Genomic DNA, 16,022 nt, shown 5'->3' with positions numbered 1-16,022 from the left:
TGCCGCGCTTTCGCCGAGAGGCGACCGCCCTCCGCACGCCACCGCTCGCTGCCCCGGCTGGTCTCCCCCGTCCAGCCGGGGCCTCACGCGTTGTTCGGGCCTCGCCAGATCACCTGGTGTGCCTGGTGACCGGGGTACGCACATCGGGGTTCCGCCGCACGGAGCCGTCCTCTCCAACACTCCCCCTCCCTGACGCACGCGGGGATGGTCCAGAACGGCAAGGGCGGCGTCGTCGCAGCGGCGATACGGGCTAATCCAGGGCGGGCGCGCTGTCAGGGTCTCCTTCGTTTCCGGCCGCGCCGCGGGACTCGGAGAACGTGCGCCTGTAGGCGCTCGGAGAGACGCCGACGATGCGGTGGAAGTTCCGGCGCAGGGTGGTGGCCGTGCCCATGCCGACCTGTTCGGCGATCTGCTCGATGCTGCTGTCGGTCGTCTCCAGCAGTTCCTGCGCGCGGCGGATGCGCTGGGTGAGGAGCCACTGCAGGGGACTGGTGCCGGTGACCGCGATGAAGCGGCGGCTGAAGTGGCGGAGGCTCATGTTCGCCCGGCGGGCGAGCTCTGCGACCGTGACCGGCTCGTGGAGGCGTTCTCTCGTCCGGTCGAGCAGGGCCGGCAGGCCGTACTGGTCACGTCCGGTACCCGAGCCGTGGCCGTCCGGCAGCGGGCTGGCGATGAACTGTGCCTGGCCGCCCGCGCGGTGCGGAGCGACCACGAGCCGCCGGGCCAGCGTGTTGGCCATGGTCGCGCCGAGATCGCTGCGGACCATGTGCAGGCAGAGGTCGATCCCCGCCGCCTGCCCCGCCGAGGTGAGGACGTCCCCGTCGTCGATGTAGAGCACTCCAGGGTCCACGTCGACCTGCGGATAGTCGTCGGCCAGTCGCCGCGTGTACATCCAGTGGGTCGTCGCGCGGCGCCCGTCGAGCAGCCCGGCCGCGGCCAGCACGAACGCGCCGGTGCAGATGGAGGCGGTGCGCGCGCCCCGCTCGTGTGCCGCGCGCACCGCCTCCACCAGGTCGGCGGGCGCCCGCTCCATGGCCTCGTCACAGGCGGGGACGATCACCGTGTCGGCCTTCACCAGGTCGTCCAGCGTGTGCTGGGTCTCCGAGCGCAGCCAGCCTCCGACTTTGGCTCCGGGGGCCCCGCAGACGATCAGTTCGTAACCGGCCCCGGCGGCCTCGGGGTTGCCGGGGCCGAAGATCGTGCAGGGGATGGAGAGCTCGAACAGCGGCATCCCGTCCGTGACGGCCAGGGCGACAAGCGTCATGGCACAAATTGTACGGCGAATGTCGTTTCGGCCGCTTGAGGGGCCTCGCGGGCCGCCGTCAGTGTCGTATGCATGAGCCATTCGACATCGCATACGTCCCGAGAAGGCCCGCGAGGGGAGGCGCGGCTCTCGGGTGCGGGCGGCCGGGCCTGGCCGGCGATCGCTCTGGGGGTGGCCGTCGTGGGCTGGGGGGCGAACCAGTTCGCGCCGCTGTTGCTGATGTACCGCTCGGAGCTGGGCGTCCCGACGACGACGGTGGAGGCGACCTACGCCCTGTACGCGGTGGGGCTGATCCCCGGGCTGTTGCTCGGAGGCCCGTTCTCCGACCGGTACGGCCGCCGTCGGGTGCTGGTGCCCGCGCTGGTCGTCTCCGCGCTCGCCAGCGGGTTGCTCATGCCGGCCGGGTCCGGGACCGGATGGCTGTTCGTCGGCCGGCTGGTCGCCGGTGCCGCCAGTGGAGCGGCGTTCAGCTCGGGCACCGCGTGGATCAAGGAACTCACCGTCAGCGGTTCCGGCCGGGACGAGCACACCGGCGCCCGCCGCGCGACGATCGCCATGACCACGGGCTTCGCGGTGGGCCCGCTGGTCGCGGGCCTGCTGGCGCAGGCGGCACCGGATCCGGTCGTCATCTCCTACGTTCCGCACGTGGTGCTCACCCTGGCGGCGGTGCCGTTCGTGCTGCGCACGCCGGAGACCCACGCGCCCGACGAGGACGCCCCTCTCTGGTCCCGCCTGCGGTTGCCGGAGGAGAGCGGCCGCCGGTTCTGGACGGTCGTCGCGCCGCTGGCGCCCTGGGTGTTCGGCGCGTCCTCGATCGCGCTGGCCTATCTGCCCGGCCTGGTGCTGGACCGGCTCGGTGACGACGCGCTGATGTTCAGCGCGGTCGTGACCATGCTGACCATGGTCGCGGGCATCGTCGTCCAGCCGCTGGCGTGCCGGGTCAGCCGCCCGGACAAGCCGTATCTGATCGCAACCGCCCTGGGCATCGTGGTGGTCGGGCTGGTGCTCGGCGCGGTGGCCGCGGCGGACGCGCACTGGTGGATCGTGGGCGTCGCCGCGCTGGTGCTCGGCGCGGGCTACGGCTGCTGCCTGGTGTGCGGGCTGATGGAGGTGCAGCGCATGGCGAGCCCCGAGAACCTGGGCCGGCTGACCTCGATCTTCCAGGCCTTCGCCTACCTGGGCTTCGGGGCACCGTATCTGCTCGCCCTGGTCGAACACGCGGTGCCGCCGTCGGAGTTGCTGCTGCTGGCCGCCGCGCTGGCGGTGCTGACCCTCGCCTGGGCGACCTACCGGGCCTCGCACAGCCCCGATCCGGCGAAGCAGCCGCCAAAGGCCGCTTCCCGTTCGGTGGTTCGGGGGTAGTGGCACGAGCCGACCGGGCGCCGCCGGCGACGTGAGTTGTGGCGGCGTCCAACGGCCGCTGCTCCCCCGGCGAGCCCTCTGTGGAGCATGCCCCATACGATGGGGGACCTTCCGCCACGCGGCCGGAATTGGCGTAGACCTTTGCGTGAGTACGGGCTAGGCTCTGCCGCGCACATGACGAGAGCGCTCTCAAGCACTGCTGTTCCACCCCCACCCTGTTGGAACAACGAAGGGTCATTCCCTTGAGACGCACGACAACTCTGCGCACCGCACTGTCCGCACTCCTTCTGCTCGGCACCTGGGCGACCGCGAGCGCCCTGCCTGCCTCCGCCGCGGATGCTCCCGCGCGTTCCACCGAAGCACCGGCCTCCCCGGAACTCCTGTCCGCGATGCAGCATGACCTGGCGCTGACGCGGCACGAGGCCGAGGCGCGCCTGGCCGCGGAGAAGACCGCGACGGCCGTCGAACGCAAGGCGCGCAGCGCGGCCGGTTCGGCCTACGGCGGCTCCTGGTTCGACGCCGACAGTGGCCGGCTCACCGTCGCCGTCACCCGCGCCGCGCAGGCCGACGCCGTACGCGCGACCGGAGCGGCCGTACGCCTCGTGCGGTACGACGCGCGGCGGCTCGAGGCGGCGAAGAAGAGCATCGACGCGCTGTCCGCGCCCGCCGGAGTCGCCAGTTGGCACGTGGATCCGAAGGCCAACAAGGTCGTCGTGAACGTCGTCGCCGCGCACCGGGACGACAACGATGTCCGGGACTTTCTCGACCGAGCCCGCGAGGCGGGCCCCGTGACAGTGCGTCAGGCCCCCGCCGTGCCGCGCACCTTCGCCGCCGGCACCGTGGGCGGTGACCCCTACTACACCGGCAACGTCCGCTGCTCCATCGGCTTCTCCGTGCACGGCGGCTTCGTCACCGCCGGGCACTGCGGCCGGCCGAGTGCGGCCGTGTACGGCTGGGACCGGTCCTACATCGGCAATTTCCAGGGGTCGTCGTTCCCGGGTGACGACTACGCCTGGGTGAACGTCGGCAGCGGCTGGTGGACCGTACCGGTGGTGCTCGGCTGGGGCACCGTTCCCGACCAGCTCGTCCGCGGCTCCGCCGAGGCCCCGGTGGGTGCCTCCGTCTGCCGTTCCGGCTCCACCACTCGCTGGCACTGCGGCACCGTGCTGGCGAAGAACGAGACGGTGAACTACAGCCAGGGCGCCGTCCACCAGATGACGAAGACGAGCGTCTGTGCCGAACCCGGCGACTCGGGAGGTTCGTTCATCAGCGGCGACCAGGCTCAGGGCGTCACCTCCGGCGGCTGGGGCAACTGCAGCGGCGGCGGCCAGACCTGGCACCAGCCCGTCAACGAGATCCTCAACCGGTACGGGCTGAGACTGCACACGGCCTGATCCCTCATCAGCGCGGCCGAGCGGGCTCCGTCACGAAAAGTGCCGACGGAGTCCGCTCGAACGTCATCTCCCACACGGACCTGACCGGCTCCGCTGTGTGGGGCGCCGATCAGCAGGCAGAACGCATGCGCTAGATTTTGCCTCTCTTTGACCGCGATCACTCACGATCTCTACCCTTCGGAGTCGGCAACCCCATGAGCGACATCGTCAACGGACTCGGTCGGGCCACTGCGTACGGCGGCCTGGGTCTCGTCCTGTTGGTCCTCGGCATCGTCCTGGTCGACGTCCTGACGCCTGGAAAGCTCGGCCGGCAGATCTGGGAGCAGCGCAATCGCAACGCCGCCATGGTCCTCAGCTCCGCACTGCTCGGTATCGGCGGCATCGTGTTCACGTCCATCTGGACGACGTACGACGACTTCGGCAAGGGGCTGGTCTCGACCGCCGCGTTCGGGCTGCTGGGGCTGGTGATGATGGCCGTGGCGTTCCTGGTGGTGGACCTGATCACGCCGGGGCGCCTGGGTGCGACGCTGGTCGAGGCAGAGCCTCATCCCGCAGTCTGGGTGACGGCGTCCTGCAACCTCGCTGTGTCCGCCGTCATATCGGCCTCCATCGCCTGAACCGCCGAGGTATTGCCCTTCGCGACCACCCGTGCTTAAGGTCACCCCGTTTGTCGAATCGATTCGATTGATCGAGTGATTCGAGGAAAAGGAAGCCGACGGGCCCCAACAGGGCCGGGTGGGGGCGGACATGGTCACGATCAAGGACGTCGCCGAGCGGGCAGGCGTCGCGCCGAGCACCGTGTCGTACGTCCTGAGCGGGTCGCGCAAGATCTCCGAGGACACCCGGCACGCAGTTCAGGCCGCGATCGACGAGCTCGGATACCACCCGCGCGCGAGTGCCCGTACGCTGCGCAGCGCGCGGACCCGGGTGCTCGCGCTGGCCGCGCCGCGCGTGCCCGGGGCGTATCGGTCGATCGACGGGCGGTTCGCGATCGACGTCACCGATGCCGCCCGGGTGCACGGGTACGACGTGCTGCTGATGACGGACAGCGACGGCGTCGGCGGGCTGCGCCGGGTGGCCCGCAGCAGGCTCGCGGACGCCGCGGTGCTGATGGCGGTGGAGGACCGCGACCCCCGTGTCGAGGTCCTGCGCGAACTGGGCTTCCCCGGGGCGCTGCTCGGTCACGACGATCACGCGGCGCTGCCCTGGACCGACCTCGACTGGGAGGCCGCCGTCGCCCTCGCCGTGCGCGAGACCGCCGCTGCCGGCCACCGGCGGATGCTCTTCCTCTCGTCGGCCGAGCACGAGATCGCCGCACGCCGCGGCTATGCCCTGCACGGTCTCGACGGCGCCCGGCGAGCGGCCGTGGAGACCGCGGCCGATGTCCGCGTGATCCCGTCCCACCGTGACGCGGACGCCCTCGCGCGGCGGCTGGGCCAGGCGCTGGCCGCGCGGCCCGTACCGACCGCGCTGGTCGTCCAGCACCTGATCCTCCTCCCCCGTCTGCTGGACGCGGTGGCGGCGGCCGGGTTGCGGATTCCCCACGATCTGGCCGTCGTGCTCGTCGGGAGTCTCCCGGACGAGCTGGGCGTCCGGCATCTGCCGCGGATCGATCTGCCCGTCGCGGAGATGTCCACGGCCGTGGCCCGGCTCGCCATCGACGCGATCGGGCCCGGCCGCGACGACCGGTCACCGACCGCGCGGGAGCCCGTCGCGGCATCTGCTTCGAGCATGCCCTCCGGCGTGCCGCACCACCTGATCCAGCCGCGGATGGCCGGGCCCGTCATCGCTCCGCCGTCGCCCGGCTGAGCACTCGCACCGCCCGTACGGCACGGCCCGCGACGCTCCCTCGCAGGACCACCGCATGTCCAGAGCCGCCCATGTAACGGAGGATCGACCTTGCCGGTCTTAGCAGGACGCATCAGAACAAGACGTGGACGCGTTCCCGCGCTCGCCGCCACCGTTGCCTGTGCCCTGGTCGCGCCGGGGCTGGGCGGCTGTGCCGCGGAGCCCGACCCGGGCACCGTCACCGTGCTCAACTCGGCGACCGACACCGCCGAGCACACCGCCAACCAGCGGTTCTTCGACCGCTGCGGCAAGCCGCTCGGCCTGAAGGTCGAACAGATCAGCGTGCCCGCCGACCAGATCGCCTCCAAGGCGCTCCGGATGGCGTCGTCCGACTCGCTCACGGACATCCTGGAACTCGACGGCTCGGAGCTGCCCCAGTTCGCGCAGACCGAGGGCCTGCGGCCGCTCGACGAGGTCGGGGTCGACACCTCGGGCCTCTCCGCGAGCGCGAAGTCCCTCGGCTCGTACGACGGCACCCAGTACGGCATCGCCCGTTCCGTCAACTCCCTCGCGCTGATCTACAACACCAAGCTCCTGAAGGACGCGGACATCGCCCCGCCCACCACCTGGAAGGAGCTGCGGGCCGCCGCGAAGAAGCTCACCTCGGGCGACACGTACGGGATGGCCTTCAGCGCGAGCCCGAACGCGGACGGCGTCTACCAGTTCCTTCCGTTCTTCTGGTCCGCCGGCGGTGACGAGGCCAGGATCGACAACGGCAAGGGCGAAGCCGCGCTCCAGCTCTGGAAGGACCTGGTCGCCGACCGCTCCGCCTCCAGGTCCGTCGTCAACTGGAACCAGCAGGACGTCAACGACCAGTTCGTCGCGGGACGCGCCGCCATGATGATCAACGGGCCGTGGCAGGTGCCGGTCCTCAGCGCGCAGAAGAAGGTGGACTGGGCGGTCGCGAGCATTCCGGTGCCCGAGGCGGGCAAGCCGGCGGTGCCGCCCATCGGCGGCACCGTCATGGCCGTACCGAAGAACGACGAGGACCGGGCCCGCGAGACGAACGCCGGCAAGGTCCTGAACTGCCTCAACTCCGAGAAGAACCAGCTTGAGTGGGGCGCATCGGTCAACAACGTGCCCACCCGCGCCACGGCCGCACGGACGTACGCGAAGCAGAACCCGAAGCTCGCCGCGTTCGCCGAGCTGGTCACGACCGCCCGCTCGCGTACGGCGAAGGTCGGCACCGGCTGGCCGGTCGTCGGCGACGCCCTCGCGGGCGCCTTCCAGTCCGTGCTGACGGGCCGGACCAGTCCGGAACAGGCCCTGCACCGGGCCCAGCAGCAGGCTTCGGCGGGGAAGTGAGGAACCGGTCATGACCACCACCGTCACCTCCCCGGCGCCCGCCTCGGGCGCCGCCGGAACAAAGTCCGCCGCCGGCCGCGCTCCGCTGCGCCGCGGGCTGCTGCGCTGGCTCTTCGTCGCTCCCGCGCTCGCCTACATGGCCCTCTTCTTCGGCTACCCGCTCGTCCGCAACATCGTGATGAGCTTCCAGCACTACACGCCGAAGACGTACTTCACCGGCGAGGCACCGTTCAACGGCCTCGACAACTGGCGGGCCGTCTTCGCCAATGAGCTGTTCACCGACGCCCTGTGGCACACGGCCCTGTTCACCGTCGGCTCACTGCTCGGCCAGTTCACCCTCGGCCTGGCCCTCGCCGTCTTCTTCTCCCGCCGCTTCCGGCTCTCCGGCTTCGTGCGCGCGATCCTGCTGCTGCCGTGGCTCGTGCCCATGGTCGTCTCCGCCGTCGTCTGGCGGCGCATCCTCGACCAGGACCACGGCATGCTGAACACGGCCCTCCACGCGGTCGGCCTGGTCCCGCAGGACGGTGTGCCGTGGCTGAGCAGCCCCGGTGTGGCCCTGCTGTCGGCCGTCCTGGTCAACATCTGGATCGGCATCCCGTTCAACATGGTCATCCTCTACGGCGGCATCCAGGAGATCCCGCGCGACCTGTACGAGGCCGCGTCGCTCGACGGCTCCGGCCCGTGGCGGACGTTCCGCAGCATCACGCTGCCGATGCTGCGCCCGGTGATCACCGTCGTGCTCGTGCTGGGCTTCATGTCGACGGTGAAGATCCTCGACCTGATCCTGGCGCTGACCTCGGGCGGGCCGGCGGACTCCACACAGACGCTGGGCACGGTCACGTACCAGCTCTCCTTCCTTCAGCTCGACTTCGGCCAGGGCGCCGTGGTGGGCAACGTCCTGATCCTCATCAGCGCGGTCTTCGCCGTGCTGTACCTGCGGGCCAACCGCGCCGACTTCGGCAAGGGGAAGTGACCGGTGACGAACCGACCGATGAAACGACCGGCGAGCCTTCTGCGCGTTCGTTCGGTGTGGAACACCGCCGCCGCGCTGCTGATCCTCGCCGTGCTGCTCTTCCCGGTGTACTGGATGCTCAACACCGCTCTTCAGCCCGAGTCGAGCATCGCCGCCACCGAGTGGCTCCCCCTCTCACCGTCCCTGGAGAACTTCGACACGGCGATCAGCACCCAGGGCGGCTCGCTGCTCACCAGCTTCGTCGTCGCGCTCGGCGCCGTCGTCGTCTGTCTCGCGCTCGCCGCGCCCGCCGCGTACGGGCTCGCCCAGTTCGGGCTCCGGGGCGGGCAGGGCATCGTCTTCGCGACGCTCATCACGCAGATGGTGCCGGGCATCGTCATCGCCAACGCCCTCTACAGCGCCTACGCGCAGCTCGACCTCGTCAACTCCTATCTGGGGCTGATCCTGGCGGACGCCTCGCTCGGCCTGCCGTTCGCGGTCGTACTGCTGCGGGCGTTCATGGTGTCGATCCCGAGCGAGGTCGTCGAGGCCGCGATGGTGGACGGGGCGAACCGGTTCACGGCGTTCGTGCGGATCGTGCTGCCCATGAGCCGCAACGCCCTGATCACGGCGGGGCTGTTCACCTTCCTCTTCGCGTGGTCGGACTTCATGTTCGCGCTGACCCTCAACACCACGGACGACGTCAAGCCCATCACGCTCGGCATCTACCAGTTCGTCGGCGCGCATGTCAGCGACTGGGGCGCGGTCATGGCGACGGCGGTGCTCTCCGCCGTGCCGGCCGCGATCCTGCTCGTCGTCGCCCAGAAGTACATCGCCGCCGGGATCACCGGCGGATCGGTCAAGTAGGCAGGTGCTTCCCGTGAGTTACTCCGAGTCCGTCGAGTTCCCCGAGTTCCCTGCATTCCCCGAGTTCCCGGCCGGCTTCTTCTTCGGTGCCGCCACGGCCAGTTACCAGGTCGAGGGCGCGTACAACGAGGACGGCAGGGGCCCGTCCATCTGGGACACCTTCTGCCGCGAGCCCGGGCGCGTCGCGGACGGGGCCACCGGTGACGTCGCCTGCGACCACTACCACCGCTACCGCGAGGACGTCGCCCTGCTGCGCGAGCTGGGCGTGGACAGCTACCGCTTCTCCGTCGCCTGGCCGCGTGTCCAGCCGGCCGGCTCCGGCCCCGTCAACGCGGCCGGGCTCGACTTCTACGACCGTCTCGTCGACGAGCTGCTGGCCTCCGGCATCTCCCCCGCCGCCACCCTCTACCACTGGGACCTCCCCCAGGCCCTGGAGGACCGGGGCGGCTGGCGGGTGCGCGCGACGGCGGAGCGGTTCGCCGAGTACGCCGGGGTGGTCGCCGCCCGGCTCGGCGACCGGGTGGACCGCTGGATCACGCTCAACGAGCCCTTCTGCAGCGCCTTCGTCGGCTACGCGGCGGGCGCCCACGCCCCGGGCGCCCGTGAGGGACGCGGCGCGCTCGGCGCCGCACACCATCTGCTCGTCGGCCACGGGCTGGCCGTGCGCGCGCTGCGCGCTGCGGGGGCACGGGAGGTCGGGATCACGCTCAACCCCGACCGGCTGCTGCCGGCCACGGACTCCCCCGCCGACCTGGCCGCCGTACGCCGCGTCGAGACGCTCCACAACGACGTGTGGTTCGAACCGCTGTTCGCCGGGCGCTACCCGGAGCGCGAAGCCGAGACCTGGGGCGAGCTGCTGCCCGGCGGCGACGACTCGTACCGCCTCGACGGCGACCTCGATCTCATCAGTGCACCGCTCGACTTCGTTGGCATCAACTACTACCGGCCGATCACCGTCTCCGACGCCCCGTACCGCGACGCCGACCCCGCCACCCGCACCGCGGTCGACGTCCGGGCCGAGGAGACCTGGCGCGACGACGTCCGCCACACCACCATGGGCTGGCCCGTCGTCCCGCACACCTTCACGGATCTGCTGGTCGACCTGGCCGAACGCTACCCCGGGCTGCCGCCGATCCTGATCACCGAGAACGGCTCGGCGGAGGCGGACACCGTCGACGCCGACGGCCGGGTCCGCGACGTGGAGCGGATCGACTACCTCCACAGCCATCTGGACGCGCTCGCCGCCGCCCTGCGCGCGGGCGTCGACGTGCGCGGCTACTACGTGTGGTCGCTGCTGGACAACTTCGAGTGGGCCCGCGGCTACGGCCAGCGCTTCGGCATCGTCCGGGTCGACTACGACACGCACCTACGCACACCCAAGGACAGCTACCGCTGGTACCAGCGGCTGATCGCCGCCCACCGCGCCCGTACCACCCCTGGTGAGGACCCCCGATGAAGTTCACCGACGGCTACTGGATGATGCGTGAAGGCGTCCAGGCCTCGTACGCCGCGGAGGTCGCCGATGTCCGCGTCGACGAGGACCGGTTCACGCTCTACGCGCCCGTGCGCCACGTCACGCGCCGCGGCCAGACCCTCAACAGCCCGCTGCTGACCGTCGAGTGCTGGTCCCCCGCCGAGGGCGTGATCGGTATCCGCTCCACCCATCACGCGGGCGCTGCCGAGCGCGGCCCGGAGTTCGCGCTGCGCACCGAGCCCGGGCACGCGGCAAGGGTCACCCGCGAGGGCTCGCTGCTGGAACTCACGGCCGGGGAGCTGTCCCTGCAAGTGGACACCGCGGCCCCGTGGCGGCTGGACTTCGCCGCGGAGGGTCGCGTCCTCACCTCGGCGAAGGCGCGCGGTACCGGCTTCGCGGTCACGGGCGACGGCAGCCACTACTCGCTGGCGCAACTCGCGCTCGACGTCGGCGAGTTGGTGTACGGGCTCGGCGAACGGTTCACGCCGCTGGTGAAGAACGGCCAGAGCGTGGACATCTGGCAGGCCGACGGCGGCACCGCGAGCGAGCAGGCGTACAAGAACGTCCCCTTCCACCTCACCAACCGCGGCTACGGCGTCTTCGTCAACCACCCCGGCAAGGTGAGCTACGAGGTCGACTCGGAGGCCGTCGGGCAGGTGCAGTTCAGCGTCGAGGACCAGTCGCTGGAGTACTTCGTCGTGTACGGTCCGACGCCCAAGGACGTCCTGGACCGCTACACGGCGCTGACCGGCCGCCCGGCGCTGCCGCCGGCCTGGTCGTTCGGGCTGTGGCTGTCGACGTCGTTCACGACCTCGTACGACGAGGAGACGGTGAACCGGTTCGTGCGCGGGATGGCCGAGCGCGACATCCCGCTGGGCGTCTTCCACTTCGACTGCTTCTGGATGCGCGAGTACCAATGGTGCGACTTCACCTGGGACCCGGAGGTCTTCCCGGACCCGGAGGGCATGCTGCGCCGGCTGAAGGAGGAGCACGGCCTGCGCGTGTCGGTGTGGATCAACCCGTACATCGCGCAGAAGTCCGCGCTGTTCGCTGAGGCCAAGCGGCACGGCTACCTGGTCCGCAAGGCCAACGGCGACGTGTGGCAGTGGGACCTGTGGCAGGCCGGCATGGCCCTGGTCGACTTCACCGATCCGGGCGCACGCCAGTGGTACGCGGGCAAGCTGCGCGCGCTCGCCGCGCAGGGCGTCGACTGCTTCAAGACCGACTTCGGCGAGCGGATCCCCACCGATGTGGTCTGGCACGACGGCTCCGACCCGGAGCGCATGCACAACTACTACACCCAGCTCTACAACGAGACGGTCTTCGAGGTGCTGAGCGAGGCCCGGGGCGCCGGTGAGGCCGTGCTCTTCGCCCGCTCGGCGACGGCGGGCGGACAGCAGTTCCCGGTGCACTGGGGCGGCGACTGCGAGTCGCACTTCGGCGCGATGGCCGAGTCGCTGCGCGGCGGGCTGTCGCTCGGCCTGTCCGGGTTCGGCTTCTGGAGCCATGACATCGGCGGCTTCGAGGGCACGCCGACGCCCGAGGTGTTCAAGCGGTGGGTGCAGTTCGGGCTGCTGTCGTCGCACAGCCGGCTGCACGGCAGCAAGTCGTACCGGGTGCCGTGGGACTACGACGAGGAGGCGGTCGCGGTCACCCGCGACTTCACCCGCCTCAAGCACCGGCTCATGCCCTATCTGTTCCGCGCGGCGCAGCAGGCCGCCGAGCGCGGCACGCCGGTGATGCGGGCGATGGTCCTGGAGTTCCCCGACGACCCGGCCTGCCACACCCTGGACCGGCAGTACATGCTCGGCGACGACCTGCTCGTGGCCCCCGTGTTCTCGGCCGACGGCGTCGTCGACCACTACGTCCCGGACGGCACCTGGACTCATCTGCTGTCGGGCGAACAGGTCCAGGGTCCGGGCTGGCGGCGCGAGCGGTACGGCCACGACAGCCTGCCCCTGCTGGCCCGGCCCGGCTCGGTCATCCCGTACGGCGAGAGCGACGACGCGGCGGAGTACGACTGGGCGCACGGGGTGACGCTGCGGGTCCACGCGCCCGTCGACGGTGCGACGGTCGTGACGCGGATCCCGGCCCCGCGCGCCCGGGACGGGGCGGCGGCCGTCTTCCGGACGACCCGCGACGGCGACACGGTCACGGTCGACGCGGAGGGAGCACCGGGACCGTGGCAGGTGCTCCTGGTCGGAGCGCAGGCGGAACCCGGCGACACGGGATGGCCGGCGTCGGCCGAGCGGACCTCGCTCGGCACTCTTCTCGCCGTGTCCGCGGGCACGGCCCGCCTCACGGCACGGCTCACCGGGAGCTGACGTCCTTCACCGAGGTCGGCCCCAACTGCTTGGCGCTGGCGTACTCCGGCATGGTCATGGGCTTGTCGAACAGGAAGAACGACTGGTTCGTGCCGACCGTGAACTCCATGTACGCGCCCGTCGTGGCGTCGAAACCGTAGTAGGCGTTGCAGGTGGAACCCGACGAGTACGTGCCGTCCATGCCGGGCTGCGCGATGACCGCGACACCGTGGGAGGAGGACTCCGCCTTCTCCGTCGGCGTGAGCATCTTGCAGCGCGGCACCGGCAGGCCCTTCATGACGAAGTACCCGTACTCGCCCTTGGCGTTCTGGATGTAGACGTACGAGAGCTTGCCCCGCTTCCCCCACGTGTTGATCCACTGGTTGATCGCTTCGCGGGTCGGCGAGTACTCCATGCGACCCGCCGGCTGCTGGGCCACGAGGTGGTCGTAGTTCTCCTGCTTGGCCTTGTTCTCCTTGTCCTGGCTGGAGTCCGTGCAGGACGTCAGGGCGAGGCCCACGAGGAGCGCGACGACGGCCAGGGCCGTGCGTGGGAACTTCTTCATGCGGTGTGCCCTTCTTCCCTGGACGAGACGGGGATCAGTTGGTGCACGTCGTGCGCTCGGCCGTGGCATCCAGCCGGTACGGCAGATCCTTGTCACGGAAGGGCGCGCGGTGCTCCTGGGCGGCCTTCGAGTTGTAGGCGTTGACCGACTCGATCCGCGTGGCCTTCAGCGCGGTGATCGACTGGTCGATCTGCGTCGTTCGCGTCTGAGAAGCGGTCTTCCGCTCCTCCTGGAGCGCCTGGATCGTCCCTTCGGCGTTCTGTACGGCCTCGCACAGACCGAAGAACTCCTCGTACGCGGTCTGCCGGAACTGGCCTGAGCCGACAGTGTTCTCGCGCTTGTCCGCCTCACCGCGGAACGGGGCGGTGATCCACCCGGCGCCGCCGAAGACGAACACCCCGATCACGTACACCACGGCCAGGCCGATGACGCCGCCGACGACCCGAGCCCCCAGCCGTGCCCCCTCCCGTACCTGCCCCATGACCATCCCCCTTTGCAGGAATCTCCGGCACACCCCGCATCTGTGATGAAGGAGCCGCAGGCAGCTGCTGCCGTCTGCCGATGCTAGGGACGGGCGTCCGGGACCGGTCCCGTGGACCCGGTTCAGCCGCTGCCCCGTGGCCGGGCGCTTCACCCTGCCGTCGGGTCCGTCGCCCCCGTGGGGAATTCCTCGACACCGATGACCCGCAGCAGCTCCAGCCGCTCGCGGGTCCCGGCGTCCGCAGGGGTGAGCACCACCAGCTGCTGGCCCTGGTCGGGGGTGACCAAGGTTTCGCAGTCCAGCAGCAGGTGGCCGACCCGGGGGTGCAGCAGGGTCTTGCGGTCGGCTCGCCTGACCGCCACCTCGTGCTCGTCCCAGATCCGGCGGAAGTCGGCGCTCGCGGTCTGCAACCGGTCGACGAGTCCGGTGACCACGGAGTCGCCGGTCCGGCGGCCGGCGGCCGCGCGCAGGTCGGCCACGAGCCGGCGGGCGTAGCGTTCTTGCTCCTCGGGCGGGGTGACGGCGCGGGCCGCGGGGTCGGTGAACCAGCGGTATGCGGCGTAGCGGCGGTCGCCGGAGAAGCCCGTGAGGTCGCCAGCGAGCAGGAGGGCGGCCCGGTTCTGGGCGAGGACCTCGCCCAGGTCGGACAGGACCAGGGCCGGGGTGTCGCCGAGCAGGTCGAGCATGCGGATCAGGCCGGCTCGGGCCAGGCGGGCCACCGCGTCGGCGGGTGGGGGCTGGTGGCCGGCCAGGTGGAACAGGTGGTCGCGCTCGTCGTCGGAGAGGCGCAGCGCCCGGGCCAGTGCGCCGAGCAGCTGGACCGAGGGCTGGCTGCTGCGGCCCTGTTCGAGGCGGACGACGTAGTCCACCGACATGCCGGCGAGCGTGGCCACCTCCTCCCGGCGCAGGCCGGAGGTGCGGCGGCGGGGGCCGTCCGCGATGCCGACCTCGGCCGGACGCATCGCCTCACGGCGGCGGCGCAGGAAGTCGGCGAGCTGGTCACGCTGCATGGTCCCCATGGTCTTCATGGTCCTCGCAGCGGCCGGGGCGATCCAGGGAGCGTCTCTCCCAGGACGAACGCTCCGCTCCCGTACGTCGCCGCGCGGGCCCAGGGTGGGTGGCGGACCGACGACGAAGGAGAACGCGATGCAGACACGAACCCTGGGCACCACCGGCCCGGCCGTTTCCGCGCTGGGCCTGGGCGCGATGGGCATGTCGGGCGCCTACGGAAAGGCCGACCGCGCGGAGAGCATCGCCACCGTCCACGCGGCGCTGGAGACCGGCGTCACGCTGATCGACACGGGCGATTTCTACGCCATGGGCCACAACGAGCTGCTGCTCGCCGAGGCGCTGCGTGGCCGGGACCGGGACAGCTACCGGTTGAGCGTCAAGTTCGGCATGCTGCGAGGGCCGGGCCCGGAGTTCGGCGGGATGGACAGCCGTCCCGAGGCGGTGAAGAACTTCCTGGCCTACTCGCTGACCCGCCTGGGCACCGACCACATCGACATCTACCGCCCCGCCCGGCTGGACCCGGCGGTACCGATCGAGGAGACGGTTGGTGCCGTCAAGGAGATGATCGACGCCGGGTACGTCCGGCACCTCGGCCTCTCGGAGGTCGACGCGGCGACGATCCACCGGGCCCATGCCGTGCACCCGGTCGCCGACCTGCAGATCGAGTACTCACTGATCTCCCGTGCCGTGGAAGCGGACGTTCTGCCCACGCTGAGGGAGCTCGGCATCGGCCTGACCGCGTACGGAGTCCTCAGCCGCGGCCTCATCTCCGGGCACTGGTCCGCCGGCCGCACCGCCGGGCCCGGCGACAGCCGCGGCTTCAGCCCGCGCTTCTCCAGCGGGAACGTGGAACACAACCTCGCCCTCGTGGACGCGCTGCGCCGGGTCGCCGACGCGAAGGGGTGCACGGTTGCTCAACTGGCCATCGCCTGGGTGGCCGCACAGGGCGACGACATCGTGCCGCTGGTCGGCGCCCGCACCCGCGAGCGGCTGGCCGAGGCGCTGCCCGCGATGGAGCTGAGCCTCACCGCGGACGACCTCGCCGAGATCGAGAAGGCGGTGCCGCCGGGCGCGGCACGCGGCGACCGATACCCGTCCGCGTTCATGTCCGGCCTCGGCGTCGGCAACTGAGTCCGCCCCTCCAAGCTGGGAGTGCTCGCTTTCGACGAACGCGGGCCGGGGGTTCTGAGCGGACG

Annotated in this window: 14 protein-coding genes; 10 read left to right on the top strand and 4 right to left on the bottom strand. The window is 71.0% G+C overall.

The genetic code is table 11. The annotated features are described in order from the left end of the window. Positions 1 to 250: 250 nt before the first annotated feature. Positions 251 to 1,264, bottom strand: coding sequence for a GlxA family transcriptional regulator (locus ACZ3I3_RS33160; RefSeq protein ID WP_467371056.1), 1,014 nt, complete (start codon positions 1,262 to 1,264; stop codon positions 251 to 253). Between the two features lie 72 nt (positions 1,265 to 1,336). Between ACZ3I3_RS33160 and ACZ3I3_RS33155 the strand changes: the two genes are divergently transcribed. The 9 genes from ACZ3I3_RS33155 to yicI all read left to right on the top strand — a co-directional run bounded on the left by ACZ3I3_RS33155 (position 1,337) and on the right by yicI (position 12,790). Then, on the top strand, positions 1,337 to 2,626 hold the full coding sequence (locus ACZ3I3_RS33155; protein WP_467371054.1) for an MFS transporter: 1,290 nt from the start codon (positions 1,337 to 1,339) through the stop codon (positions 2,624 to 2,626). A gap of 242 nt (positions 2,627 to 2,868) precedes the next feature. After that, on the top strand, positions 2,869 to 4,020 hold the full coding sequence (locus ACZ3I3_RS33150) for a S1 family peptidase (RefSeq protein WP_467371052.1): 1,152 nt from the start codon (positions 2,869 to 2,871) through the stop codon (positions 4,018 to 4,020). Positions 4,021 to 4,214: 194 nt separating this feature from the next. After that, a complete protein-coding gene (locus tag ACZ3I3_RS33145; RefSeq protein ID WP_467371051.1) occupies positions 4,215 to 4,637 on the top strand; it encodes a DUF350 domain-containing protein in 423 nt (140 codons plus the stop codon). 130 nt (positions 4,638 to 4,767) lie between these two features. Continuing rightward, positions 4,768 to 5,829: a LacI family DNA-binding transcriptional regulator gene (locus tag ACZ3I3_RS33140; RefSeq protein ID WP_467371050.1), complete on the top strand. Its 1,062-nt coding sequence runs from the start codon at positions 4,768 to 4,770 to the stop codon at positions 5,827 to 5,829. Between the two features lie 90 nt (positions 5,830 to 5,919). Next, on the top strand, positions 5,920 to 7,173 hold the full coding sequence (locus tag ACZ3I3_RS33135; protein ID WP_467371049.1) for a sugar ABC transporter substrate-binding protein: 1,254 nt from the start codon (positions 5,920 to 5,922) through the stop codon (positions 7,171 to 7,173). A gap of 10 nt (positions 7,174 to 7,183) precedes the next feature. Beyond that, positions 7,184 to 8,146: a carbohydrate ABC transporter permease gene (locus tag ACZ3I3_RS33130; protein ID WP_467371048.1), complete on the top strand. Its 963-nt coding sequence runs from the start codon at positions 7,184 to 7,186 to the stop codon at positions 8,144 to 8,146. Positions 8,147 to 8,164: 18 nt separating this feature from the next. Beyond that, positions 8,165 to 8,992, top strand: a complete 828-nt coding sequence (locus ACZ3I3_RS33125; RefSeq protein ID WP_467371046.1) for a carbohydrate ABC transporter permease — start codon at positions 8,165 to 8,167, stop codon at positions 8,990 to 8,992. A gap of 13 nt (positions 8,993 to 9,005) precedes the next feature. Then, a complete protein-coding gene (locus tag ACZ3I3_RS33120; RefSeq protein ID WP_467371045.1) occupies positions 9,006 to 10,448 on the top strand; it encodes a GH1 family beta-glucosidase in 1,443 nt (480 codons plus the stop codon). After that, entirely contained in the window at positions 10,445 to 12,790 is a 2,346-nt protein-coding gene (gene yicI / locus ACZ3I3_RS33115; protein WP_467371043.1) for an alpha-xylosidase, read from the top strand. The genes ACZ3I3_RS33120 and yicI overlap by 4 nt, the downstream gene beginning before the upstream one ends. On the opposite strand, the gene ACZ3I3_RS33110 is transcribed toward yicI, so the two are convergent. The 3 genes from ACZ3I3_RS33110 to ACZ3I3_RS33100 all read right to left on the bottom strand — a co-directional run bounded on the left by ACZ3I3_RS33110 (position 12,777) and on the right by ACZ3I3_RS33100 (position 14,825). Continuing rightward, entirely contained in the window at positions 12,777 to 13,334 is a 558-nt protein-coding gene (locus ACZ3I3_RS33110) for a hypothetical protein (RefSeq protein ID WP_467371042.1), read from the bottom strand. The genes yicI and ACZ3I3_RS33110 overlap by 14 nt on opposite strands. A 34-nt stretch (positions 13,335 to 13,368) precedes the next feature. After that, positions 13,369 to 13,815, bottom strand: a complete 447-nt coding sequence (locus ACZ3I3_RS33105) for a hypothetical protein (RefSeq protein WP_467371040.1) — start codon at positions 13,813 to 13,815, stop codon at positions 13,369 to 13,371. A gap of 149 nt (positions 13,816 to 13,964) precedes the next feature. Next, a complete protein-coding gene (locus ACZ3I3_RS33100) occupies positions 13,965 to 14,825 on the bottom strand; it encodes a helix-turn-helix transcriptional regulator (protein ID WP_467371120.1) in 861 nt (286 codons plus the stop codon). Positions 14,826 to 14,961: 136 nt separating this feature from the next. On the opposite strand from ACZ3I3_RS33100, the gene ACZ3I3_RS33095 reads away from it, so the two are divergent. Beyond that, positions 14,962 to 15,957 (top strand): aldo/keto reductase, encoded by a 996-nt coding sequence (locus tag ACZ3I3_RS33095; protein ID WP_467371039.1) that lies wholly within the window; start codon positions 14,962 to 14,964, stop codon positions 15,955 to 15,957. Positions 15,958 to 16,022 lie beyond the last annotated feature (65 nt).

The sequence above is a fragment of the Streptomyces sp. NPDC016851 genome, from assembly GCF_055562795.1.
This window is presented reverse-complemented; position numbering and strand designations above follow the sequence as displayed.

Excerpts from the sequence above, each read along its gene's own strand:
- ACZ3I3_RS33110 (WP_467371042.1), bottom strand. The coding sequence starts at position 13,334 with ATGAAGAAGTTCCCACGCACGGCCCTGGCCGTCGTCGCGCTCCTCGTG.
- ACZ3I3_RS33140 (WP_467371050.1), top strand. The coding sequence starts at position 4,768 with ATGGTCACGATCAAGGACGTCGCCGAGCGGGCAGGCGTCGCGCCGAGC.
- yicI (WP_467371043.1), top strand. The coding sequence starts at position 10,445 with ATGAAGTTCACCGACGGCTACTGGATGATGCGTGAAGGCGTCCAGGCC.
- ACZ3I3_RS33095 (WP_467371039.1), top strand. The coding sequence starts at position 14,962 with ATGCAGACACGAACCCTGGGCACCACCGGCCCGGCCGTTTCCGCGCTG.
- ACZ3I3_RS33160 (WP_467371056.1), bottom strand. The coding sequence starts at position 1,264 with ATGACGCTTGTCGCCCTGGCCGTCACGGACGGGATGCCGCTGTTCGAG.
- ACZ3I3_RS33100 (WP_467371120.1), bottom strand. The coding sequence starts at position 14,825 with ATGCAGCGTGACCAGCTCGCCGACTTCCTGCGCCGCCGCCGTGAGGCG.
- ACZ3I3_RS33155 (WP_467371054.1), top strand. The coding sequence starts at position 1,337 with ATGAGCCATTCGACATCGCATACGTCCCGAGAAGGCCCGCGAGGGGAG.
- ACZ3I3_RS33130 (WP_467371048.1), top strand. The coding sequence starts at position 7,184 with ATGACCACCACCGTCACCTCCCCGGCGCCCGCCTCGGGCGCCGCCGGA.
- ACZ3I3_RS33145 (WP_467371051.1), top strand. The coding sequence starts at position 4,215 with ATGAGCGACATCGTCAACGGACTCGGTCGGGCCACTGCGTACGGCGGC.
- ACZ3I3_RS33125 (WP_467371046.1), top strand. The coding sequence starts at position 8,165 with ATGAAACGACCGGCGAGCCTTCTGCGCGTTCGTTCGGTGTGGAACACC.
- ACZ3I3_RS33105 (WP_467371040.1), bottom strand. The coding sequence starts at position 13,815 with ATGGGGCAGGTACGGGAGGGGGCACGGCTGGGGGCTCGGGTCGTCGGC.